The following is a 21,073-nucleotide window of genomic DNA, read 5'->3' as shown; positions in this document are numbered from 1 at the left end:
CTGGACGCACCACTCGACATGACCCCGATCCCAACCCTTCCAAGGACTGAAGTCTCCGGACACGCCGGGGCGGTTCACCATCCAAGCCGGCGTGCCTCACGGCGTCGTTGCCCGGCAACTACCCGGGCTCGACCGCCTCACCGATGTCGCCCGCGGCCTCGCGACCGACACGCCACAACCACTCAAGCCTCAACTCGACGCTCTCGGGCAGGTCCCGTCGCGGCCAGGCAAGGACAACCCCGGCACCGAGCTCACGGACCGGATGATCCGACTCCGCCAGGCCACCTGGGAGCTCGCCGGTGACCGCTCCGACGCGCTGGCGTCACTGCGGACGATGGCCGCCCTCGGCGTCGCCGTCCACGCCCACACGGCCGCCTTCCATGGAGCAGACCTCAAGGCGCCCGACACCGCCAGCGCGGACCGGGGCGCCGGCGCCCTGGTCACGCACGCCCGCACCTGGCAGCGCCTCCACCACGCACTGTCGGAGTTCGCCATCCTCACGCCGCCCGCGACAAGCATCCACGACGACGCTGCAGCCGCCGCTCGTCTCCTCCGCGAACTCGCCCCGATCGAGCACCGTCGGGGGTCTGCGCCTTTCACGTCGGCTGAGCGGCAGATCGCCGCGAGACTCAACGGCGCCGTCCAGGTCATGGCCGACGTCGCCGTCCACGAGGGAACGACGTTCGATCGGCTGGCTCGAGCCGGCCTCCTGTACATGCCAGCTCCCACGTTGCCACGCGACCTCGTGAGTGAGCACCCTGACCTCGCCACAGCTCGACTGGAGCAGCGCCTCGTCCACGCACCCGACGTCATCACCGCAGCCACGGCACGCCTGTACGCCGAAGTCGCTGCCCATCCGATCGGCGTCTCGGCGACGCCGCCCGTCGGCCCGCTCACAGCCGCCTCGACTGGCTCGTCTCCGATCACCATGGCGTAAGGGCATCCGTTCTTCACACACGGTTACGCCGATGAGCGGTCGATCTTGCTGCCTCTCGAAAGGATCAGAACGGGCGTTTCTGGCCCGGCTCGCCCACCGGGAGGCACCTACTGCTCCGGTGCTTGGTACGGCTACGGTTGCGCGATGCCGTCCACAGCCACCGGGGTCTACCAGCAGATCGACCAAGACGTCGAGGCTTTGCTCGGTCTGCACACGGGCAGCGGCGAGCCGGGCCGTCCCGTAGGCAACAACGGGCCGCTGCTGCGCTCCGCGATCGTGCTGCTCGTCACCGCATGGGAAAACTACGTCGAGCAGGCCGTCACGGAGGTCTTCGACCATGCGGAGCCGGCGATCCGGAACGACCACACGCTGTTGTCTGCGCACCTAAGGTCCGCCGTCGCCAAGAAGGCCAAGGACGACCCCTGGGCCGTCGTCCACGACGGGTGGCTGACGGTCGCCCGGACCCGCGCGGCCTACGAGATCCGCTCTTTCAACAACGCCGCGTCCAGGCAGACCAACGAGCTTGTCCACCACGTCCTGGGCTGCGAGGACGTCCTCAACAGCGTCGGATGGCAGGCCGTGTCTAGCACCAAGGCCCAGACGGAGCTGACCGAGCTCGTCAACGACATACGCGGCGAAATCGTGCACCGCGGCACGACGCCGGGGAGCCTCAACCTGCCCGGGGTCCGCAGCTGGCGGCGCTTCCTCAGCAACCTCGTGAAGAGCTTCGACAAGGCCATCGCTGACGCGGCGGAGGGCAGATACGGCTCGCGCCCGTGGTAGCCCAGCGGCGCGCCCCGTGACGGACCCCGACGCCGGCGCCGCCTCGGACCGAGCCCGTGAGCTCGCGCGCTGGGCCCACGCTTGGGCGGCCGCGGCAGTCTGGCGCTCGCGGAGATGGACGCCGTGTGGGACGACGCAGACCCGGCGGGTTCGAGGATGACTCGTGTGGGCGGACCTTGGCGCATCGTCGTGGACGGGCACGACTGGGTGGTTCGAGAGCAGCCCGAGCGAGCCGGCGCGTACGACTTCGAATGGCTGACAGGTCCTGATCAGTACGGCTTCTCCATGGGAAGTTCGGACGGCTCATCGATGGACGAGGCAGCGATGAGGCGCTCCATTGCCGACTTCCTCGCCGCGGTGGACCCCGCGACCGGCTACCTCGAGTGATCGCTGCGTGACCGCCCGCCCGGATCTGCCGCGGGGCGCGCTGTGGAATTCACGGTCTCGACCGACGAGCCGGCGACTCGCCAAACGCGCCTCCTACCGCCACCGAGCTTGAGGAGGACGGGCGCCTGAGTCGCTGCGCCCGCACGGCCGCGGACCGAGTGAGCCGTGAACCTGTCACGGCCCAGGACGCGGCGCGCAGCGCCTGTGCAGCGACGGTCCTCGACGGAGCGCCCGTCGACATGGAGCCACCACGAGCTTTCGACGGCCTAGACCAGCCGCTCCAGGACCAGGCCCGGCTACGTTTGAGGCTCGGCCCTCCTCGGATGATTGACACGCGATGGGGGTTCCTGGACCGCATGGAGGACAGGTGGCATCGAGCATCGAGCAGCGGGAGCTTCCCACGGGCAGCCGCGGCTGGCGATCCTTCGTCGAGGGTCTTGCGCAGGTTGATGACACGGCGGAGACGCACTGGCTTGAGATGAAGCGCGAGTTGGACCTCAGCCGCTCCGGAGCCGCGAAGATCGCCAAGTTCATCCTCGGCGCAGCGAACCGCCTGCCGGAGGCGGCGGCCAATGCGCTTGAGGGGCATGCGGTGATGGTGCTCGGCGTCGCCCACGACGCTCTTGTGGGCGTCGAGCCCGTTGAGGATCTGGAACTAGAGCAGCGACTCACACCGTTCTTGGGCACCGAGGGGCCTCGCTGGGACACACAGCGCGTTGGTGTGGCAGACGGACGCGACGTCTTGGTGATCGTGGTCGATGCGCCGAAGGCTGGTGACCCTATCTACGTCTGCCGCAAGGACGGTGACGGGGTGAGCGACGGGGATGTGTACGTCAGGGCCCGCGGGGAGACTCGTCGCGCGAAGTCCGGCGAGCTCGACCTGCTCCGTGCTCGCGAGCGGAGCGGCGTCCCGAGCGTAGAGCTGGAGGTCGCTGTCAGCGGTCCCGTTCGGGCGTATGTCTGCGACCCGGAGGCGATTGTCGAGTACGTCGGCGAGCGGCGCCAGGTCCTGCTTGACCGGTTGCCGAAGCCTTCTCCGCCCACATCGCCGCTGGACCGAAACGGAGCCCTTGCGGCGGCGCTCTCCGCTGCGGGCGGCATCGCGGCCGGCTTGACGGTGCCGGAAAAGCGCACCGAAGCCCAGTATCGAGATGAAGTCGCGCGGTGGGCGGCTGCAGCCGAGGCGGCCCTGCCCACGGTTGTCGACGCACTCGTGGCCGTCCATGGGCAGGCGACGACGTTCGTTGTGCGCAACCTGACGACCCGGTACCTGTCCGATGTTCGCCTGGAACTGCACCTTGCAGGCGCGGTAGAGCAGGTCGAGTGCGACGCTGCCGAACGCTTCTTCGCTCACGATCACCTGCCGCGTGAGCCGCGGCCCTGGGGTCCCCGTGAGGCACCCTGGCTCAGCCACAGCGTTCCCGGCTACCACTTCCCGTCCCTCGACGTCGGCAACCTTCGGCCATCCGGCGGGCCGAGCGCATCCTTCACTAACGGCGGATCCGTCACGGGCACCTTCGAGATGCCCGAGCTCCGACCCAAAGGGTCGGAAGAGTTCGGCGAGGAAGTGGTCCTCGTCGTCCGCGATCCGAAGTTGACCGCGCTCGAGGGCTCCTGGAAAGCAACCGCCCGGGACCACCACGCCGTCTTCCAGGGAAGTCTCGTCGTCCCGGTAGATCCACCCCTCGACGTCTCAGGTCAGCTCCGGTCAGCCCTACGCCGCCCGTCGAAGTAGACCCCCTCCCCGCGGACGCTGCCTGCCCCGACATAACAAGACCCCAGCACGGAACGCAGATCCTTCCTTGTTGCGGAGTCCTAGCGTCTGCAGTCGAGCTGAACCGGCGGTAGGGCGCACGGTCATGCCGCGTTGACGGCGGCTGCGCTCGCCCGTATCTGCCCGCTGAGCAGAACCCTCTTGAGCCTCTCCCGGCCCAGGCTGCACCCGAGGTGCGCAGGCCATGAGAGAGCCACACGACGAGTCGTGGGCAGCCGCGACGAGAACGAGAGCCCGGGCACCTGGACCGGACCTCGCCAGGCACCGGACCTGAGGTCAATGGAACAAGTAGCCGCGACCTGCGCGCGTCCACCGCCGTGTGGTGGGCCAGCCGCACGTGTGGTGCCGCACACCGGCCGGCACCTCTTCGACCGCGCTGGCCACTTACCCGGTGAGCACAGCGCCCTGGGCATGACGAACGGGTTCCTTGACGGCTGTCCATAGACGTGCTGGCAGCGTCCGTGTTCGTCCAGGGCGTACTTAGGCTCCCCCCTAGGCTCCCCAGCAGCCAGAAGGCCCGCCCCGCCGAAGCGGTGCGGGCCTCTGACCTGCTGTTTCACTGTCGGGATGACAGGATTTGAACCTGCGACCCCTTGACCCCCAGTCAAGTGCGCTACCAAGCTGCGCCACATCCCGATGGCCCCGGAGGGCCGACGAGAATGCTACCCCAGCCGCGCCCCGAACCAGGAACCGGGGCACGGTAGGACCGGGCGACGAACGTCACCCGTGTCGTCGGTGCACCACGGGCGGCACCCGTGGGATCGTGTTCCGCGCCCGCTCCGGGGCGCTTCGCGAACAGGACGTGCATGAGCCAGATCCAGCCCTACGGGACGCCCGAGACCTACCAGAACGCCGGGGTCCCGGCAGTCCCCACGTACGGCGGGACGCCCGCCCAGCAGTGGGGGCCCGGGTACGCGCAGGGGATGCCCGCGATGATGACCGACCAGCGTCCGGTCGACGGCGCCGTCGTCGCCGTCGCGTGGGTCTGCGCCGTGCTGACCGCCGGCTACATGTTGCCCTGGGCCGTCGCGGTGTCCCGCGGCAAGGCGAACCACGGGGCCATCGCCGTGATCGACCTCCTGCTCGGCTGGAGCATCATCGGCTGGGTCGTCGCGCTCGTCATGGCCTGCCAGGCGCATCAGGTCGTCGCCGGCCCGGGCGCGATGAACGTCGTCGTCGCGCAGCAGTTCACCCAGCCCGCGCCCACCCCTGCGGGCCCGGCAGCAGGCTGGTACCCCGCCCCCGACGGCGCGGGTCAGCAGTACTGGGACGGGGCGACGTGGACCGGGCACCGAGCGCCCTGACGACGGTCCACCACCCGGCAGGGCTCATACGACGCGGCCGCCGGCCGATCGTGGTGCCGTGACGACGGACCTCTCCGGGCTCCCGCAGGCCATGCCCGACGCCGACGAGCCCGCCGCTCCCCCACGGCTGACCATGGTCGTCCCGTTCGCCTACGACCTCGGCGGCCGCATCACGGACCACGCCGCCGCGCGCGACGTCCTCGCGTCCCTGCCCGACGTGGTGGGTCCCGTCGTCGTGGACGCCTCAGCCGTACGCAGCTGGAACCTCTCCTACCTCGCTTCCCACGCGCCCGTCCTGCAGGCCGAGCTCACACCGGACCAGGCCGTCCTCGCGGGCGTCACGTGGGGATGCACCCGGACGCTGCGCGTGTACCCGTGGCTCGGCGTCGCGACCGTCGAGTACGCGTTCGTGCCGCCCACCGACGACGTGGACGCGACCACCTGCTACGACGACCTCGTGCGGTGGAAGAACGGCGACTACCTGCGTCACCTGCACGACGAGGGCGCGCTCAGCGCCCACCTCGCTGCCCACACCGGGTGGCAGCCGTCCGACGACGACACCGACCTGCACCGCACCCTCGTCTCGGACCTGCGCGCCGAGCTCGCGAGCCGCGGCGCGCTCGAGGCCCGACCGCGCCTCTACGCGTTCCACGACTTCCGCCCGTGCTTCGTCCTCGACGAGGCCCGCGCGCGGAGCGGGGAGGTCGACGCCCTCCTGCTCCTGACCGACCAGGCCCGAGCAGACGAGCACCCGCACGACGTCGAGCACATCCCGTACCGGGCTCCAGGTGTCCACGACGGGCTGGTCCACGGTCGTGCGAATCGTCGACGCCGGGCCGCGCGACCTCCGGGCCACGCTCGACCTGCTGGGCCTCGTCCACGCCCAGTGGTACCTGTGCCAGGTGTGGATCGCCACGCACGACGCGGACATGCTCGACGCGGACCCGGGCGCAGGCGAGGGCATCTCCGTCGAGCTCGCACGGACCCAGCTCGCCCTGGCGCGCGACCTCGTGGAGGTCGAGAGCCTCGACCTGATGCTCAAGGACCCGGCGATGCTGCGCGTCGCGCGTGGCCTGAGCGCGGCCTTCGGGCTCCGTGACCACCGGGCGGCCGCCGAGCGGCGCCTGAAGGTGCTCGACGACTACGCGCGACAGATCGCTGAGATCACGCAGGCGCGGGACGCCCAGCGGCTCCAGATCCTGTTCAGCCTCTCGGCCGCGGGGACCATCGCGGGCCTGGTGCCGGCCGTCGCCGCGCTCCAGTCCTCGTGGGTCCTGGCCGCCGCGACGGTCGTCGTGGGTCTCGCGCTGTGGCTGGGCTTCGCCGTGAACTTCGCGATGCTCATCCGCCGCCGCAACGCCGCCGCGCACGCGCGCACCCGCCCGGGCGCGGTCCGGCGTCGCGGAAGCATCTGGCGGACGGCCGCGCCGTGACCGTGGTCGTCACGCACCGTCCCGCGGGCACGCTCACGGCCGCGGAGGCCGATGCGGTACGTGCCCTCGTCGCGGAGGTCGCCGACGACTTTGTGCCGTCCCTCGCACGCCGCAGCTCGACGACGCAGACCGACCTCGCCGGCGGGGAACCCCGTGGCGTCGACGCGTACGTCCAGGAGATGCTCGGCCAGGACACGCTCCTGGTCACGTCCGACGGCGCACCCGTCGCGCTCCTGTCCTACCGGCCTGCGATGCTGCACCCGCTGTTCACCGACCGCGGACCGTGCGCCTACGTCAGCACCATCGCGGTCAGGCCCGACCACCGTCGCGCCGGCCATGCGCAGCGGCTCTACGACGCGCTGCTGCGCCGCGACGTCATGACGTCGGCCTGGCTCCTGCTGCGGACGTGGTCGACCAACACCGGCCACCTGGCCCTGCTCACCCGGCTCGGCTTCGAGGTGCTCACCACGCTGGCCGACGACCGGGCACCCGGCGTCGACACGCTCTACCTCGGCCGGCCCGCACCCTGACGCCCGCGCGCCGCGCTGATCTGGTTGAGCTCCGCTGCCACGAGCCCGAGCACCACGAGATCGATCATCAGACCGGCCGTCGCCGCCCACTCCTGGAGCCGGAACAGGAACACCTGGGTCACAAGCAGGCTGACGAGCACGGCGCGGCGGAACAGGACGTAGCCGTCGAGCCGATCCTGACGCACGACGACGAGCCCCGCCGCAGCGAAGCCTGTCGACACGGCGGCGCCCAGCAGCGTGCCGACCACCACCCACCAGGGCACGTCGGCGCCGCCCCACCACGCCGCCAGGCCGCGGCCCACCGTGACCAGCGACGTCGTGACGAGCACCCCCACCGTGACCCACGGGACCCACCGCGCCGACACGAGCCCACGCATCACGCGCACGACGGCGCGCCCGACCACGTCGACGGGGTTGGGGAGCTCGTGCGGGTCGTCGTCCACGGCGCCGAGCACCGAGCGCACCTCCGCGCTCCCGGCCACGGGTCCCGCCCGGTCGAGCAGCTCGTGCGCCTCCGCGCGCGCCCGCGGCGTGAAGCCACCCGCGAGGCCCGCGACCGCGTGGTCGGCGGCGCCCGCGAGGTACTCGGCGGGGTGGTGCGGCGACCGCCCGTGCAGCATCTCGCCCAGGAGCACGAACCCGACGACCACCGCGTAGATGAGGGCCGCCGTCGGCTCGTAGAAGTAGTCGTTGTCCGACGTGACGAACTTGCCGATCTCGTCCACGAACAGCCCGAACCCCACGCCACCCAGCAGGGCACCGAAGGGTCGCACGGCCGGCCCGGCGAACGACAGGAGCAGCACGAACGCGAGGGCCATGAGCAGCCCGCCCCAGAGCACGTGCGCGACGTGCAGCCCTCCCCCGCCGATCTGCGGGTAGCCCGCGGCGGCGAGGAACGCGCGCGTGAGCAGCACGGTCGCGACCGTCGCCACGAAGAACCCGGTCAGGTGCGACGACGCGGCCGGGTCCCGCGGCAGGCCGAGCCGGAGCAGCAGCCCGCGCTCGTGCACGCGGCCGGCAGCCGACCTGTCCGGCGTCCCGCGACCGTCGGCTGCGCCCGGGCGTCGCCGGGCCGCCCCACCGGCGCCCGCCGCTCCGGGCGCCCGGCTCACCGCTTGCGCTTCTCCCGGACGCGCACCGAGATCGAGATCGGCGAGCCCTCGAACCCGAACGTCTCACGCAGGCGACGCTCGATGAACCGGCGGTAGCCCGCCTCGAGGAACCCGGTCGCGAAGATCACGAAGCGCGGCGGACGCGTGTCGGCCTGCGTGGCGAACAGGATGCGCGGCTGCTTGCCGCCGCGCAGCGGGTGGGGGTGCGCGGCAACCAGCTCACCGAGGAACGCGTTGAGGCGGCCCGTCGGGATCCGCATGTCCCACGAAGCGAGCGACTTCTCGATCGCGGGCACGAGCCGGTCCTTGTGCCACCCGGTCTTGGCCGACACGTTGACGCGCGGCGCCCACTGCACCTGCACGAGGTCCTGCTCGATCTCACGCTCGAGGTAGGGGCGGCGGTCCTCGTCCATGAGGTCCCACTTGTTGTACGCGATCACCAGCGCACGCCCGGCCTCGACGACCTGGGAGATCACGCGCGTGTCCTGCTCGGTCATCCGGACGCTCGCGTCGACGAGCACGACCGCGACCTCGGCCTTCTCGATCGCGGCCTGGGTACGCAACGACGCGTAGAAGTCGGCGCCCGACGTCTGGTGCACGCGCCGACGGATGCCCGCCGTGTCGATGAACCACCACGTCTTGCCGCCGAGCTCGACGAGCTCGTCGACGGGGTCACGCGTGGTCCCGGCCTCGGCGTCGACGACCACCCGGTCCTCGCCGAGCACCTTGTTGAGCAGGCTCGACTTGCCGACGTTGGGGCGCCCGACGAGCGCGACGCGACGCGGCCCGCCCAGGCGCAGCGCGCCGCCGTACGCGGAGACCTCGGGGAGCTCGTCGACCATGGCGTCGAGCAGGTCACCGGTCCCCCGGCCGTGCAGCGCGGAGATCGGGTGGGGCTCACCGAGGCCGAGGCTCCAGAGCTCGGCGGCGTCCGCCTCGGCCCGCGGGCCGTCCACCTTGTTCGCCGCGAGGATCACGGGCTTCTTCGCCTTGCGGAGCAGCCGCACGACCTGCTCGTCCGTCGACGTCGCGCCCACGGTCGCGTCGACCACGAACAGGACGACGTCGGCCAGGTCGATCGCGATCTCCGCCTGCTCGGCGACCCGCGCGTGGATGCCCGCGACGTCGACCTCCCAGCCGCCCGTGTCGACGAGCGTGAACTCGCGGCCGGCCCACTCGGCCGGGTAGCTCACCCGGTCACGGGTCACGCCGGGCTTGTCCTCGACGACGGCCTCGCGACGACCGAGGATCCGGTTCACGAGCGTCGACTTGCCGACGTTGGGGCGCCCGACGACGGCGAGCACGGGAAGCGGACCCTTCGGCTCGGCTCCCTCGGCCGGCTCCTCGCCGCCCCCGAGGAGCGCGAGGTCCTCCTCTGCCAGGTCGAACTCGTCGAGACCTGCCCGCAGCGCACGCTCGCGCGCGACCTCCTCGGGGGTCTCCGGGGCACCGGCGTCGATCAGGGGGTGGCCGGAAGGGTCCTCGATGAGGTCCGTGACGTCCGGTGCGGCGTCGGGGGTCTGCTCGGTCATGGGGACCATCCTCCCCTGCCGGGGGCCCAGGCGACGAACCGGCCCCGCCCGAGGCCGCCTCAGTCGGGTCGGGAACCCGGCCCGTCCTGCGGCAGCGGCACGCCCGTCTGCGCGCTCACAGCCTGCACGTGCGCCGCGAGACCGTCGCGGATCAGCTCGGCGGCGTGGGCGACGGCGGCCTTGCCCGAGACCCCGGCGGGACGGTCGATCGTGATCGGCTCCCCGAAGGCCACGACGAGCCGGCGCCGCACGCCCGGCACGTGGCCGACGGCCTCGCCCGTGCGCCGCGTGCCGAGGACCGCGACCGGGACGACCGGCACGCCCGACGTGACGGCGAGCCAGGCGACCCCGGCGCGCGCGCTCGACGCGTCACCGCGACCGCGGTTGCCCTCGGGGAAGATGCCCACGGCACCACCGCGCCGCAGCACGCCGAGCGCCGCCGCGAGGGCGTCGCGGCCGCTGGACCTGTCCACGGGGATCTGGCCGGCGGCGCGCAGCAGCACGCCGAGCGGGCCGCGGAACAGCTCGTGCTTGACGAGGACGTGCGTCCCCCGGGGCGCGGCACCGTGCAGGATCGGCCCGTCAATCATGCCGATGTGGTTCGCGGCGAGCAGCACCCCACCGGTACGGGGCACGTTCCGGGTGCCGAGCCGCTGCGTGCGCCACACGACCACCGCGAGGAAGCGGCCCAGCCACCGGGACCAGCGCGGCCCCGCCGGACCGGGTCCCGGCGTCCCGCTCACGCGGTGCGGCCGGCGACCCGCGCGACGACCTCGAGCACCGCCTCGACCGTCTGCTCGAGGTCGAGGTCGGAGGAGTCCACGGTCACGACGCCGTCCGCCGCCGTCTGGAACTCGACGACCGTCGAGTCCTGCGCGTCCCGACGCACCACCTGGTCACGCGTCGCTGCGAGGGCGGACGCGTCGGCCACGCCGTGCAGCTCGCGGGCACGGCGCGCGAGGCGTGCCTCTTCGCTCGCGGTCAGCAGGATGCGCACGTCGGCGTCGGGCGCGATGACCGTCGTGATGTCACGGCCCTCGACGACGACGCCGCGGCCGTCGCTCGTCCCCTGCGGCAGGCACTCGACCTCGATCACGCGCCGCTGCCGCGCACCGAGGTCGGCCCGGACGTCCAGGTTGGTCGCCACGGCGCTCACCACCGTCGAGATCTCCGCCGCCCGGATCGCGGTGCCGATGTCGTGGCCGGCGACCTGGAACGTCGGGAAGTGCGGGTCCAGGCCCATCTCCAGCACCATCGTCCGAACCGTCGCCGCGACGAGCGCCGCGTCGGCCAGGTCGACGCCCTGCTCGAGGCACCACCACGTCGCGGCGCGGTACATCGCCCCGGTGTCGAGGTACGCGAGACCGAGCCGGGCCGCAGCCTTGCGGCACACGCTGGACTTGCCGGAGCCCGACGGGCCGTCGACAGCGACCACGAGCGGCCTCGCGTCGCCGCCCGCGGCCGTCGACGCACCCGTCGCCTCGCCGCCCACAGCCTCGTCGCCCACAGCCTGGTCGGCCGCCGCCTCGTCGCCCAGCGAGCCGTCGCCCACGGTGTCCCCGCCCTCGTGCATCGTGCTCCCCACGTCGTCATCCACCTCTCGCCCGGCCGCATCGCTGCGCGGCCGTCAGATCATCCCGCGAGCCGCCACCCGCGCGTCGTGAGCTCGTCCTCGAGCCGAGACCGCAGGCCGCGGAGCACCGAGATCGACGCGAGGCCGACGGCCTGGCGCGGCGCGTGCTCGAGCTGGAGCTCCTCGAGGTTGATCCCCGCGGCGCCCACGTCCGCCAGGAGCCGGGCCAGCTGCCCCGGCTCGTCGGGCACGAGGACCGTGACGACGTCGTACGCCTTGCGCACGCCACCGTGCTTGCCGGGGATGCGCGCGACGCCCTCGTTGCCGGCGACGATGGCCGCCGCGACGGTCCCGAGCGCGCCCGCACCGACCGACTCGGCCGCGTCCGCGGCGTCCGCCTCGTCGAGCGCGGCGATGAGCGCGTCGAGGTCGCCGCGAAGGGCCCGGAGGACCGGGGTGACGGCCCCCGCGTTGGCCGCGAGGATCGAGGTCCACAGCGCAGGGTCGCTCGCCGCGACACGTGTGACGTCGCGCAGCCCCTGGCCCGCGAGGTCCAGCGCGGCCGGGTCGGCGGTGCGCAGGCGTGCGGCGACGAGGGACGCCGCGACCTGAGGGACGTGCGAGACGAGCGCGACCGCGTCGTCGTGCGCCGCCGCGTCGAGCATCACCGGCGTCGCGCCGAGGTCCGCGGCCAGGTCACGCACCGCGAGCACCGCGTCACCGCTGGATGCGCCAGAGCCCACGACCACCCAGGGGCGGCCCGTGAACAGGTCCGGGCGCGCCGCCGTCGGGCCGCTCCGCTCGGAGCCAGCCATCGGGTGCGAGCCCACGTAGCGCGTCAGGTCGGCGCCCGCGGCGCGCAGGGCGTCGAGGACCGCGCTCTTGACGCTCGCGACGTCCGTGACGACAGCCCCCGGGAACGCCTCGAGCTCGGCGAGCACCACGTCGGGCGTGACGTCCGGCGGGGCCGCGACCACCACGAGGCGCACGTCACGGTCCTGCGGCGTCGCGAGGCGGCCCGCGCCCACGTCCCGCGCGAGCAGGACCGTGGTGCGCGACGGGTCCTGGAGCACGACCTCGACCCCCATGGCGCGCAGGGCCATGCCGATGCTCGCGCCGAGCAGACCCGTCCCGACGATGCGGACCGGTCCGCGGGTGGCCGCCGGCGGCACCGTCGCGTCAGCGGCGGCCCTCGCGTCGGCGGGGGTCACTGCGCGAGGTCCCGGCGCAGCACCGTCGCGCCGTGCAGGTAGACGTGGCGGACGTCCGCGCGCGGGACGTCGAGCTCCGCGTGGGCCATGAGGCGCACGACGCGCGGCAACGCCGTGGGCACGTCGATCTCGACGGCGCACATGAGGGGCACGTCACCCATGCCCATCTCCCGCGCGGCGGTGGCCGGGAAGTCGCTGCGCAGGTCAGGCGTGCACGTGAAGATGATCGAGATCAGCGCGTCCGTCCCGATCGCGTTGGCCGACAAGACCTCACGCACGAGCTCGGCGGTGCGCTCGAACAGGTGGTCACGCTCGTCACGCTCGAGCTGGGTCGCCCCGCGGATCGCGCGAACCGTCATCGTGCACCTCCCAAGGACGCCCTGCTGCTGACGGTGCGCGAGCGTACCCGCCCCGGTGCGCCGGGCGTCGGGACGTCCGCGGGCACCGACCGGACCCGGCCCGTGCCGCCCTCCGTCGCGCGGGTCACGCGCATCGCGCGGGCCACGCGCACGTCACATGCCCACGGCGGCCATGAGCGAGCCGAGCTCCTCGCGGCCGAGCACACGCGTGCGGCCCGGCTGGAGCGTGCCGAGCCGGATCGGCCCCACCTGCGTGCGCAGCAGGCGCGTCACGGGGTGCCCGACGGCGTCGAACATGCGGCGCACCACGCGGTTGCGGCCCTCGTGGATGACGACCTCGACCATGGTCGCGTCCGGCGACATGTCGACGACCTTGTACGCGTCCACCGACACGGGCCCGTCCTCGAGCTCGATGCCCGAGCGCAGGCGCGCGGCGACCGCCGGCTTGACGCGGCCCTCGACCGTCGCGAGGTAGGTCTTGCGGACACCGTGCGACGGGTGCGCGAGGCGGTTCGCGAGCTCGCCGTCGTTCGTCAGGAGCAGCAGGCCCTCCGTCTCGGCGTCGAGCCTGCCCACGTGGAAGAGCCGCTCCTCGCGGTCGGCGACGAACTCGGCGAGCGAGCGCCGGCCCTGCGGGTCGTGCATCGTCGAGACGACGCCGAGCGGCTTGTTGAGCGCGATCGTCACGAGCGACGTGTCGAGCTGCAGGCGCATCCCGTCCACGTGGATCACTGCCGTGCGCGGGTCGACCCGGACCCCCAGCTCGCGCACGGTCGTCCCGTCGACCTGGACACGGCCCGCGGCGATCAGCTGCTCGCACGCGCGGCGCGAGCCGAGACCGGCCGTGGCGAGCACCTTCTGCAGCCTGATGCCGTCCGGGTCGTGCACGTCGACGGCGGTCTCTCGCGGGCTCATGGCTGGCTTCCTTCGTCGGGCTGCTGGTCGGGCTGGTCCTGCACGTCTGGCTCGTCGGCCCCGTCGTCGGGCAGCAGGTCGGTTCCGTCGACCGCTCCGGCCGCGGACGCCGGCGCGCCGTCGTCGGGCCGTCCGCGCGCGCCCCGGCGACCGTCGTCGAGCTCCTCGTCGATCCCGGACATCGACTCGATGTCCGGGAGGTACGGCGCGAGAGGCGGCAGGTCGTCGAGGCTCGTCATGCCGAGCCGCTCCAGGAAGTACGTGGTCGTCCCGTACAGGACCGCCCCGCTGGGCTCCGTCCCGATCTCCGCGACGAGCCCGCGGGCGGCGAGCGTGCGCACCACGGAGTCGACGTTGACGCCACGCACCGCGGAGACCTGGCCCCGTGTGACGGGCTGGCGGTAGGCGATGACCGCGAGGGTCTCGAGCGCGGCCTGCGTCAGGCGGGCCGTCTGCCCGTCGAGCACGAAGCGCCCGACGACGTCGGCGTGCGCCGGCGCGGAGTAGAACCGCCAGCCCCCGGCGACGTTGCGCAGCTCGAACCCTCGAGGCCTGCTCTGCCCCACGCCCCGGTACTCCGCGGCCAGCTCGTCGAGCAGCGCCTCGACCCGGGTCGTCGCAAGGCCCAGCACCGTCGCGATCTCCACGGCGGACACGGGCTCGTCCGCGACCATCAGGACGGCCTCGACCGCAGCCTCCGCACCGCCCGGGAGGTCCGCGACGTCGAACGCGAGCTCGTCGACGGTCGCCGGCACGCCCGTCTCGTCTGCGACGCCGTCGGGTGTCTGTGCGCTCACGGCTGGGCCTCCTCGGTCTCGACGTCATGGTCGGGTGCCCCCGCGGGCGTGCCCGGAACGGGTGGGGTGGCGGCGACGGCCGCGGGACGCCCCTGCTCGCCGCCCGGGCCGCCCACGGGCTCAGGGTCCCCGGGCACGGTGCCCGGGCCGCCGTAGTCGTCGCCGACCTCGACCTCGGCGTCCTCGCCGCCCGTCCAGCGAACCGTGAGGTCCCCGAGCGGGTTGACCTGGTCGAACGCCACGACTCCCTCGCGGAACAGCTCGAGGAGCGCGAGGAACCTGACCACCACCACGAGGGTCGTCTCGGCGTCGGCCACCAGCGACCGGAACGAGCCCGAGCCGGCCCGGCGCAGCCGGTCGACGAGCACCGCCGCCTGCTCCCGGACGCTGACGGCCGGGGCGTGCAGGTGGCTCAGGTCCACCCCGGGCGGCGCCGCACGGGGCCGCAGCGCGTGCGCCGCGAGGATCGCGAGCTCCGACGGACCGATCTGCAGGACGAGCTCGGGCAGGAGCGCCGCGAGCTGTGGCTCGAGCGAGACGGTGCGGGGCAGGCTCCGGGCCTGGGCGGCGAGCCGCTCGCCGAGGCCGGCAGCGACCTCCTTGTAGGCGCGGTACTGCAGGAGGCGGGCGAAGAGCAGGTCACGGGCCTCGAGCATCTCGAGGTCCTCGGCGTCCTCCACGTCCCCCGCCGGCAGCAGGCGCGCGGCCTTGAGGTCCAGGAGCGTCGCCGCGACCACGAGGAACTCGCTGATCTGGCCGAGCTCCCACGGTGACCCGCTGGTCTCGGCAGCCCGCACGGCCGCGATGAACTCGTCGGTCACCTGCGCGAGCGCGACCTCGGTGATGTCCAGCTTGTGCTTGGCGATGAGCCCGAGCAGGAGGTCGAAGGGTCCGGAGAAGTTCTCGAGGTGCACCTCGAACGGGCTGTGCCCGCGCCCGGCGGGCTGCTCGCCCGCCGCGCCGTTCGCGGGCAGGGACGTCGGGAGGCCGGTCGCGCGCTCGCCGTCAGGCGGCATCGCCACGGGCCACCAGCTCACGCGCGAGCTGCCGGTACGCCGCGGCACCCGAGTGCGTCGGCGCGTACGTGGTGATGGGCTCCGCGGCGACCGACGAGTCCGGGAACTTCACGGTGCGACCGATGACCGTGTGCAGCAGCTGGTCGCCGAACGCCTCGTGGACGCGCGCGATGACCTCACGCGAGTGCAGCGTGCGGGGGTCGTACATGGTCGCGAGGATGCCGTCGACCTGGAGCCGCGGGTTGAGGCGGTCGCGCACCTTCTCGACGGTCTCGACGAGGAGCGCGACGCCGCGCAGGGCGAAGAACTCGCACTCGAGCGGGATCAGCACCCCGTGCGCGGCCGTCAGCGCGTTGACCGTGAGCAGCCCGAGGGACGGCTGGCAGTCGACGAGGATCACGTCGTACTCGTCCTCGACCGGACGCAGCACACGGGACAGGATCGACTCGCGAGCGACCTCGCCCACGAGCTGGACCTCGGCCGCCGAGAGGTCGATGTTCGCGGGCAGCAGGTCCAGGTTGGGCACGGCCGTGGGCCGGATGACGTCCTGGATGACCGCCCCGCGCTCCATGAGGAGGTTGTAGATGGTGCGGTCGAGCTCGTGCGGGCTCGTCCCGAGGCCGACCGAGGCCGCCCCCTGCGGGTCGAAGTCCACGACGAGCACCCGGCGGCCGTAGTCGGCGAGGGCCGCGCCCAGGTTGATCGTCGTCGTCGTCTTGCCGACGCCGCCCTTCTGGTTGCACAGCGCGATGACGCGTGCGGGACCGTGCGAGGTGAGCGGGGCGGGCTCAGGGAGCTCCGGCAAGGGCCGTCCGACGGGGTCCGTCAGCGTCGCGTCGGGTCCGTCCGGGTCCTGGCTGGTCACGGCCCCGAGGTTACCGCAGCGCGGGCGCCCGACCGCGAAGGCGCCGCCGTCACGGGAACACCTCACGGGCGGCTGTGCGTCGGCAGCCGTGCGGGCCGTGACCCGGCCCGAGGCCCTCCCCGCCGATCAGCCGAGCGCGCGCGGATGGGCGGCCGCGTACACCTCGCGCAGCGTGTCGGGCGTCACCTGGGTGTAGATCTGCGTGGTGGTCACCGAGGCGTGGCCCAGCAGCTCCTGGACGACGCGCACGTCGGCGCCGCCGGCGAGGAGGTGCGTCGCGAAGGAGTGGCGCAGCGTGTGCGGTGACACGTCGTCGGCGCGTGCGATGCCCGCACGCTGGGCGGCCTGCCGCAGCACCGCCCACGCGCTCTGCCGGCTCAGCCGGGCGCCACGGGTGTTGAGGAAGACGGCGGGTGTCCCCCGTCCGCCGGAGGCGAGCGCCGGCCGGGCACGCACCAGGTAGGCCTCGACCGCGTCGCGCGCGTAGGAGCCCACGGGCACGACGCGCTCCTTGCTGCCCTTGCCGAGCAGCCGCGCCGCCGCGGCCGCGGGGTCGAGCTCGAGGTCGTCGACGTCGAGGCCCACGACCTCGCTGATGCGTGCGCCGGTCGAGTAGAGCAGCTCGAGCAGCGCCCGGTCGCGCAGCGGGACGGGGCCGTCGCCGACGCCCGCGGCGAGCAGCAGCTTCTCGACGTCCTCCGCCGGGATCGCCTTGGGCAGGCGCCTGGCCTGCGCGGGCGGCTTGACGCCGCGCGACGGGTCCTGCGGCGCGGTCCCCTCGAGCGCGCAGAACCGGTGCCACCCGTGCACGGCCGCCAGGATCCGCGCGGCTGACGACGCGGACAGGGGCGTCGCCCCGTCCTCGCCCGTCCGCACCGACGCGAGGAAGGCACGCACGTCGGCCTCCTGCACGGCGTGGACCTCCGCGCAGCCCCGGCCGGCGAGGAACACCGTGTACCGGGCGAGGTCGCGCCGGTACGCGGCGAGCGTGTTCGCCGCGAGCCCGCGCTCCACGGCCAGGTGGTCGAGGTAGGCGCCGACGGCGAGGTCGAGCGCGGGCGCCGACGGGCGCACGGCGGGTGCCGCCTCGGGCCCGGCCACGCGTGCCCCTAGACCGGCAGGAACGGGTCGACGGCCACGGCGACGAACAGGAGCGTCAGGTAGGTGATCGAGGCGTGGAAGAGGCGCATCTCGCCCAGCTTGACGCCGGGTCGCGGCGAGCGGGCGCGCCGCAGCAGGGCGACGGTGGCCCAGAGGAACCACGCGCCCAGGAGGGAGGCGACGACCGCGTACACCCATGTCATGTCCGCGAGCGGCACGAGGACGAGCGAGCACGCGACCATGCCGACGGTGTACGCGAGCATCTCCCACGTCACGCGCACGTCGTTCGCGACCACCGGCAGCATCGGGACGCCCGCGGCCGCGTAGTCACGCCGGAACCGCATGGACAGCGGCCAGTAGTGCGGGGGCGTCCAGAAGAAGATGACGCCGAACAGGGCGACCGGGGCCCAGGTCAGCGACTCCGTCACGGCGGCCCAGCCGATGAGCACGGGCATGCACCCGGCGGCGCCGCCCCAGACGATGTTCTGCGGCGTGCGGCGCTTGAGGATCATGGTGTAGCCGACGACGTACAGGAGGATCGCGACGAGCGCGAGGACCGCCGAGAGCACGTTGACGAGCGTCGCGAACCAGACCAGGGAGAAGACGCCGAGCACGACGCCGAACACGAGCGCGGGCCGCGGGGCGATCTCCCCCGTCACGAGCGGACGTCGCTTCGTGCGGTTCATGACCTCGTCGATGTCGCGGTCGAGGTAGCAGTTGAGCACGTTCGCCGAGCCGGCGGAGGCCGCACCGCCCACGAGCGTCGCGACGACGAGACCGACGGACGGGAAGCCGCGCTCAGCGAGCAGCATCGTCGGCAGGGTCGTGATCAGGAGCAGCTCGATGATGCGCGGCTTCGTCAGGGCGACGTACGCCGCGACGCGCGAGCCGACGGCCGCGAGGCTCAGACCGACGCTCGTGCCGACGGGCCGGTCCGACCGGGCCGCTCCGTCGTCGGTCGGGGCGTGGCTGGCTGTGCGCACGTCGGCGGGGCTCCGTTTCTCCAGGGTGCTGGCGACCATGGTAGGCCTGCCTTCGCTACCACGACGTCCACCAGGCGGCACGGGACTCACCGGGAGGCTCCCGCCGGTAGGCTCGCACCGTGACGTGCCGCACACATCCGGCACCACTGCTGGCCCCGAGCGCCACCGGTCCGCGGACCGGCGGCGCGGCCATGCACGCACCAGGTGACGACCCGGGCGACCGTCCGGGCAGGAAAGAGGCTCCGTGAACGCGTCTGTCCCTCCCGCCGGTCTCGAGTGGTCGGACCTCGACCGCCGCGCCGTCGACACCGTCCGCGTCCTCGCGGCGGATGCAGTCGAGAAGGTCGGCAACGGCCACCCCGGCACGGCGATCAGCCTGGCCCCGGCGGCGTACCTGCTCTACCAGCGCACGATGCGTCACGACCCCGCCGACCCGCACTGGCTCGGCCGGGACCGCTTCATCCTCTCCGCGGGGCACTCGAGCCTCACCCAGTACATCCAGCTCTACCTCGCCGGCTACGGCCTGGAGATCGAGGACCTCGCCGCCCTGCGCACGTGGGGCTCGAAGACCCCGGGTCACCCCGAGTACCGCCACACCGCGGGCGTCGAGATCACCACGGGACCGCTCGGCCAGGGCCTCGCGAGCGCCGTCGGCTTCGCGATGGCGTCGCGCCGTGAGCGTGGGCTCCTCGACCCCGACGCCGCCCCCGGGACGAGCCCCTTCGACCACCACGTGTACGTCATCGCCTCCGACGGTGACCTCCAGGAGGGTGTGACGAGCGAGGCCTCCTCGATCGCGGGCACCCAGAAGCTGGGCAACCTCGTCGTCCTGTGGGACGACAACCACATCTCCATCGAGGGCGACACCGAGATCGCCTTCACCGAGGACGTGCTGGGCCGCTACGAGGCGTACGGCTGGCACGTCCAGTCGGTCGACTGGACCCAGACGGCCGACGGCAGCCCCTACGCCGAGGACGTCGTCGCGCTCGACGCCGCGATCGAGGCCGCGAAGGTCGTCACGGACCGCCCGTCGTTCATCCGGCTGCGCACCATCATCGCGTGGCCCTCGCCGACCAAGCAGAACACGCACGGCTCGCACGGCTCGAAGCTGGGCGGCGACGAGGTGCGGGGGCTCAAGGAGGCGCTCGGCTTCGACCCCGAGGTGGCCTTCGGCGTCGAGCCCGAGGTGATCGCTCACACGCGCCGCGCCCTGGAGCGCGGTGCCGCCGCGAAGGCCGAGTGGACCGTGGGCTACGACGCCTGGCGGGCCGCGAACCCCGAGCGCGCCGCGCTGCTCGACCGGCTCAGCGCCGGTGAGCTCCCCGCGGGCTGGGCGGACGCGCTGCCGGTGTTCCCGGCCGGCAAGTCCGTCGCCACGCGCTCCGCGTCGGGCGAGGTCCTCTCGGCGCTCGCACCCGTGCTGCCCGAGCTCTGGGGCGGCTCCGCCGACCTCGCGGGCTCGAACAACACGACCATGAAGGGCGAGCCGTCGTTCATCCCGGCCGAGCGCTCGACGCACGAGTTCAGCGGCACCCAGTACGGCCGCACGCTGCACTTCGGCATCCGTGAGCACGCGATGGGCTCGATCCTCTCGGGCATCCGCCTGCACGGGCTCACGCGCCCGTACGGCGGCACGTTCTTCACGTTCAGCGACTACATGCGGGGCGCTGTCCGCCTCGCGGCCCTCATGGGGGTCCCCGCGATCTACGTGTGGACGCACGACTCGATCGGCCTGGGCGAGGACGGCCCCACGCACCAGCCGGTCGAGCACCTCACCGCGCTGCGCGCCATCCCCGGGCTCGACATCGTCCGCCCGGCCGACGCGAACGAGACCGCTGCGGCCTGGAAGGCCGTCCTGGAGCGCACCGACCACCCCGTCGGGCTCGTCCTCACGCGTCAGAACGTGCCGACGTTCCCGCGCGGCGAGGACGGCTTCGCCACGACCGAGGGTGTCGCGCGCGGCGCCTACACGCTGCTCGAGGCGAGCACCGGCACCCCGCAGGTCATCCTCATCGGCACGGGTTCCGAGGTCCAGCTCGCCGTGGCCGCCCGCGAGACGCTCGAGTCCCAGGGTGTCCCGACGCGCGTCGTCTCCGCTCCGAGCCTGGAGTGGTTCGCCGAGCAGGACGAGGCCTACCGCGAGCAGGTGCTGCCGTCGTCGGTCCGTGCGAGGGTCTCCGTGGAGGCGGGCATCGCGCTCTCCTGGCACAAGATCGTCGGCGACGCCGGACGCTCCGTGTCCCTCGAGCACTACGGGGCCTCGGCCGACTACGAGACGCTCTACCGCGAGTTCGGGATCACCCCCGAGGCCGTGGTCGCGGCGGCACGCGAGTCGATCGCCGCGGCGCGCGGCGACGAGGGCCCCGGAGCGCCGGGCGTGCCGACCGAGAGCGGTACGGGCGACCTCTGACGCTCGGCCCGCTGCACGAACCTCCCACCGCACGAACGCCGGGGCGACGCG

General features: G+C 73.1%; 21 protein-coding genes and 1 tRNA gene. 8 read left to right on the top strand and 14 right to left on the bottom strand.

The genetic code is table 11. The annotated features are described in order from the left end of the window. Positions 1–91 precede the first annotated feature (91 nt). The 4 genes from FZ988_RS13320 (at position 92) to FZ988_RS13305 (ending at position 3,842) form a co-directional block, all read left to right on the top strand. Positions 92–937, top strand: coding sequence for a hypothetical protein (locus FZ988_RS13320; RefSeq protein WP_149204504.1), 846 nt, complete (start codon positions 92–94; stop codon positions 935–937). Positions 938–1,081: 144 nt separating this feature from the next. Further along, a complete protein-coding gene (locus tag FZ988_RS13315) occupies positions 1,082–1,720 on the top strand; it encodes a HEPN domain-containing protein (protein ID WP_149204503.1) in 639 nt (212 codons plus the stop codon). 156 nt (positions 1,721–1,876) lie between these two features. Beyond that, complete coding sequence (locus FZ988_RS13310; protein WP_149204502.1) at positions 1,877–2,107, top strand: hypothetical protein; 231 nt, start codon at positions 1,877–1,879, stop codon at positions 2,105–2,107. Between the two features lie 367 nt (positions 2,108–2,474). After that, complete coding sequence (locus tag FZ988_RS13305; protein ID WP_149204501.1) at positions 2,475–3,842, top strand: hypothetical protein; 1,368 nt, start codon at positions 2,475–2,477, stop codon at positions 3,840–3,842. Positions 3,843–4,443: 601 nt separating this feature from the next. On the opposite strand, the gene FZ988_RS13300 is transcribed toward FZ988_RS13305, so the two are convergent. Beyond that, positions 4,444–4,517 (bottom strand) — tRNA-Pro (locus tag FZ988_RS13300). Positions 4,518–4,687: 170 nt separating this feature from the next. On the opposite strand from FZ988_RS13300, the gene FZ988_RS18775 reads away from it, so the two are divergent. Next, the gene (locus FZ988_RS18775) at positions 4,688–5,185 is read left to right on the top strand and encodes a superinfection immunity protein (RefSeq protein ID WP_223145130.1); all 498 of its coding nucleotides are present in this window, start codon (positions 4,688–4,690) and stop codon (positions 5,183–5,185) included. A gap of 244 nt (positions 5,186–5,429) precedes the next feature. On the opposite strand, the gene FZ988_RS13290 is transcribed toward FZ988_RS18775, so the two are convergent. Continuing rightward, complete coding sequence (locus FZ988_RS13290; RefSeq protein WP_149204500.1) at positions 5,430–5,996, bottom strand: hypothetical protein; 567 nt, start codon at positions 5,994–5,996, stop codon at positions 5,430–5,432. Here FZ988_RS13290 and FZ988_RS13285 point away from each other — a divergent pair. Beyond that, positions 5,974–6,618: a hypothetical protein gene (locus FZ988_RS13285; protein ID WP_149204499.1), complete on the top strand. Its 645-nt coding sequence runs from the start codon at positions 5,974–5,976 to the stop codon at positions 6,616–6,618. The genes FZ988_RS13290 and FZ988_RS13285 overlap by 23 nt on opposite strands. Then, positions 6,615–7,148, top strand: coding sequence for a GNAT family N-acetyltransferase (locus tag FZ988_RS13280; protein ID WP_149204498.1), 534 nt, complete (start codon positions 6,615–6,617; stop codon positions 7,146–7,148). The genes FZ988_RS13285 and FZ988_RS13280 overlap by 4 nt, the downstream gene beginning before the upstream one ends. On the opposite strand, the gene FZ988_RS13275 is transcribed toward FZ988_RS13280, so the two are convergent. From FZ988_RS13275 to FZ988_RS13220, 12 genes are all read right to left on the bottom strand, one after another. Further along, on the bottom strand, positions 7,124–8,260 hold the full coding sequence (locus FZ988_RS13275) for a hypothetical protein (RefSeq protein ID WP_246169492.1): 1,137 nt from the start codon (positions 8,258–8,260) through the stop codon (positions 7,124–7,126). The two genes, FZ988_RS13280 and FZ988_RS13275, sit on opposite strands and share 25 nt — an antisense overlap. After that, complete coding sequence (gene der, locus FZ988_RS13270; RefSeq protein WP_246169491.1) at positions 8,257–9,792, bottom strand: ribosome biogenesis GTPase Der; 1,536 nt, start codon at positions 9,790–9,792, stop codon at positions 8,257–8,259. Before der ends, FZ988_RS13275 begins: the two co-directional genes overlap by 4 nt. 59 nt (positions 9,793–9,851) lie before the next feature. Then, positions 9,852–10,535: a lysophospholipid acyltransferase family protein gene (locus FZ988_RS13265; RefSeq protein WP_149204496.1), complete on the bottom strand. Its 684-nt coding sequence runs from the start codon at positions 10,533–10,535 to the stop codon at positions 9,852–9,854. Continuing rightward, positions 10,532–11,377: a (d)CMP kinase gene (gene cmk, locus FZ988_RS13260; protein ID WP_246169490.1), complete on the bottom strand. Its 846-nt coding sequence runs from the start codon at positions 11,375–11,377 to the stop codon at positions 10,532–10,534. Before cmk ends, FZ988_RS13265 begins: the two co-directional genes overlap by 4 nt. 47 nt (positions 11,378–11,424) lie before the next feature. Then, a complete protein-coding gene (locus FZ988_RS13255; protein WP_246169489.1) occupies positions 11,425–12,576 on the bottom strand; it encodes a prephenate dehydrogenase in 1,152 nt (383 codons plus the stop codon). Continuing rightward, positions 12,573–12,935 (bottom strand): chorismate mutase, encoded by a 363-nt coding sequence (gene aroH / locus FZ988_RS13250; RefSeq protein ID WP_149204495.1) that lies wholly within the window; start codon positions 12,933–12,935, stop codon positions 12,573–12,575. The genes FZ988_RS13255 and aroH overlap by 4 nt, the downstream gene beginning before the upstream one ends. A 153-nt stretch (positions 12,936–13,088) precedes the next feature. After that, positions 13,089–13,850: a pseudouridine synthase gene (locus tag FZ988_RS13245; RefSeq protein WP_149204494.1), complete on the bottom strand. Its 762-nt coding sequence runs from the start codon at positions 13,848–13,850 to the stop codon at positions 13,089–13,091. Then, positions 13,847–14,647, bottom strand: a complete 801-nt coding sequence (gene scpB, locus FZ988_RS13240) for an SMC-Scp complex subunit ScpB (protein WP_149204493.1) — start codon at positions 14,645–14,647, stop codon at positions 13,847–13,849. Before scpB ends, FZ988_RS13245 begins: the two co-directional genes overlap by 4 nt. After that, on the bottom strand, positions 14,644–15,669 hold the full coding sequence (locus tag FZ988_RS13235) for a segregation and condensation protein A (RefSeq protein ID WP_425457986.1): 1,026 nt from the start codon (positions 15,667–15,669) through the stop codon (positions 14,644–14,646). The genes scpB and FZ988_RS13235 overlap by 4 nt, the downstream gene beginning before the upstream one ends. Further along, on the bottom strand, positions 15,653–16,528 hold the full coding sequence (locus FZ988_RS13230) for a ParA family protein (RefSeq protein ID WP_149204492.1): 876 nt from the start codon (positions 16,526–16,528) through the stop codon (positions 15,653–15,655). The genes FZ988_RS13235 and FZ988_RS13230 overlap by 17 nt, the downstream gene beginning before the upstream one ends. A gap of 126 nt (positions 16,529–16,654) precedes the next feature. Then, positions 16,655–17,629: a site-specific tyrosine recombinase XerD gene (xerD, locus tag FZ988_RS13225; RefSeq protein ID WP_425457983.1), complete on the bottom strand. Its 975-nt coding sequence runs from the start codon at positions 17,627–17,629 to the stop codon at positions 16,655–16,657. 8 nt (positions 17,630–17,637) lie between these two features. Beyond that, entirely contained in the window at positions 17,638–18,651 is a 1,014-nt protein-coding gene (locus FZ988_RS13220) for a heme o synthase (RefSeq protein WP_149204491.1), read from the bottom strand. Between the two features lie 205 nt (positions 18,652–18,856). On the opposite strand from FZ988_RS13220, the gene tkt reads away from it, so the two are divergent. After that, on the top strand, positions 18,857–21,022 hold the full coding sequence (gene tkt, locus FZ988_RS13215) for a transketolase (protein ID WP_149204490.1): 2,166 nt from the start codon (positions 18,857–18,859) through the stop codon (positions 21,020–21,022). Positions 21,023–21,073 lie beyond the last annotated feature (51 nt).

Origin of the sequence: Actinotalea subterranea (assembly GCF_008364845.1) — a bacterium.
GTDB lineage: Bacteria > Actinomycetota > Actinomycetes > Actinomycetales > Cellulomonadaceae > Actinotalea > Actinotalea subterranea.
Note: the sequence above shows the minus strand (reverse complement) of the source record. Positions and strands in the feature narration are given on the sequence as shown.

Coding starts and splice junctions, on each gene's coding strand:
- FZ988_RS13315 (WP_149204503.1), top strand. CDS start 1,082: ATGCCGTCCACAGCCACCGGGGTCTACCAGCAGATCGACCAAGACGTC.
- FZ988_RS13310 (WP_149204502.1), top strand. CDS start 1,877: ATGACTCGTGTGGGCGGACCTTGGCGCATCGTCGTGGACGGGCACGAC.
- FZ988_RS18775 (WP_223145130.1), top strand. CDS start 4,688: ATGAGCCAGATCCAGCCCTACGGGACGCCCGAGACCTACCAGAACGCC.
- der (WP_246169491.1), bottom strand. CDS start 9,792: ATGACCGAGCAGACCCCCGACGCCGCACCGGACGTCACGGACCTCATC.
- aroH (WP_149204495.1), bottom strand. CDS start 12,935: ATGACGGTTCGCGCGATCCGCGGGGCGACCCAGCTCGAGCGTGACGAG.
- FZ988_RS13245 (WP_149204494.1), bottom strand. CDS start 13,850: ATGAGCCCGCGAGAGACCGCCGTCGACGTGCACGACCCGGACGGCATC.
- FZ988_RS13220 (WP_149204491.1), bottom strand. CDS start 18,651: ATGGTCGCCAGCACCCTGGAGAAACGGAGCCCCGCCGACGTGCGCACA.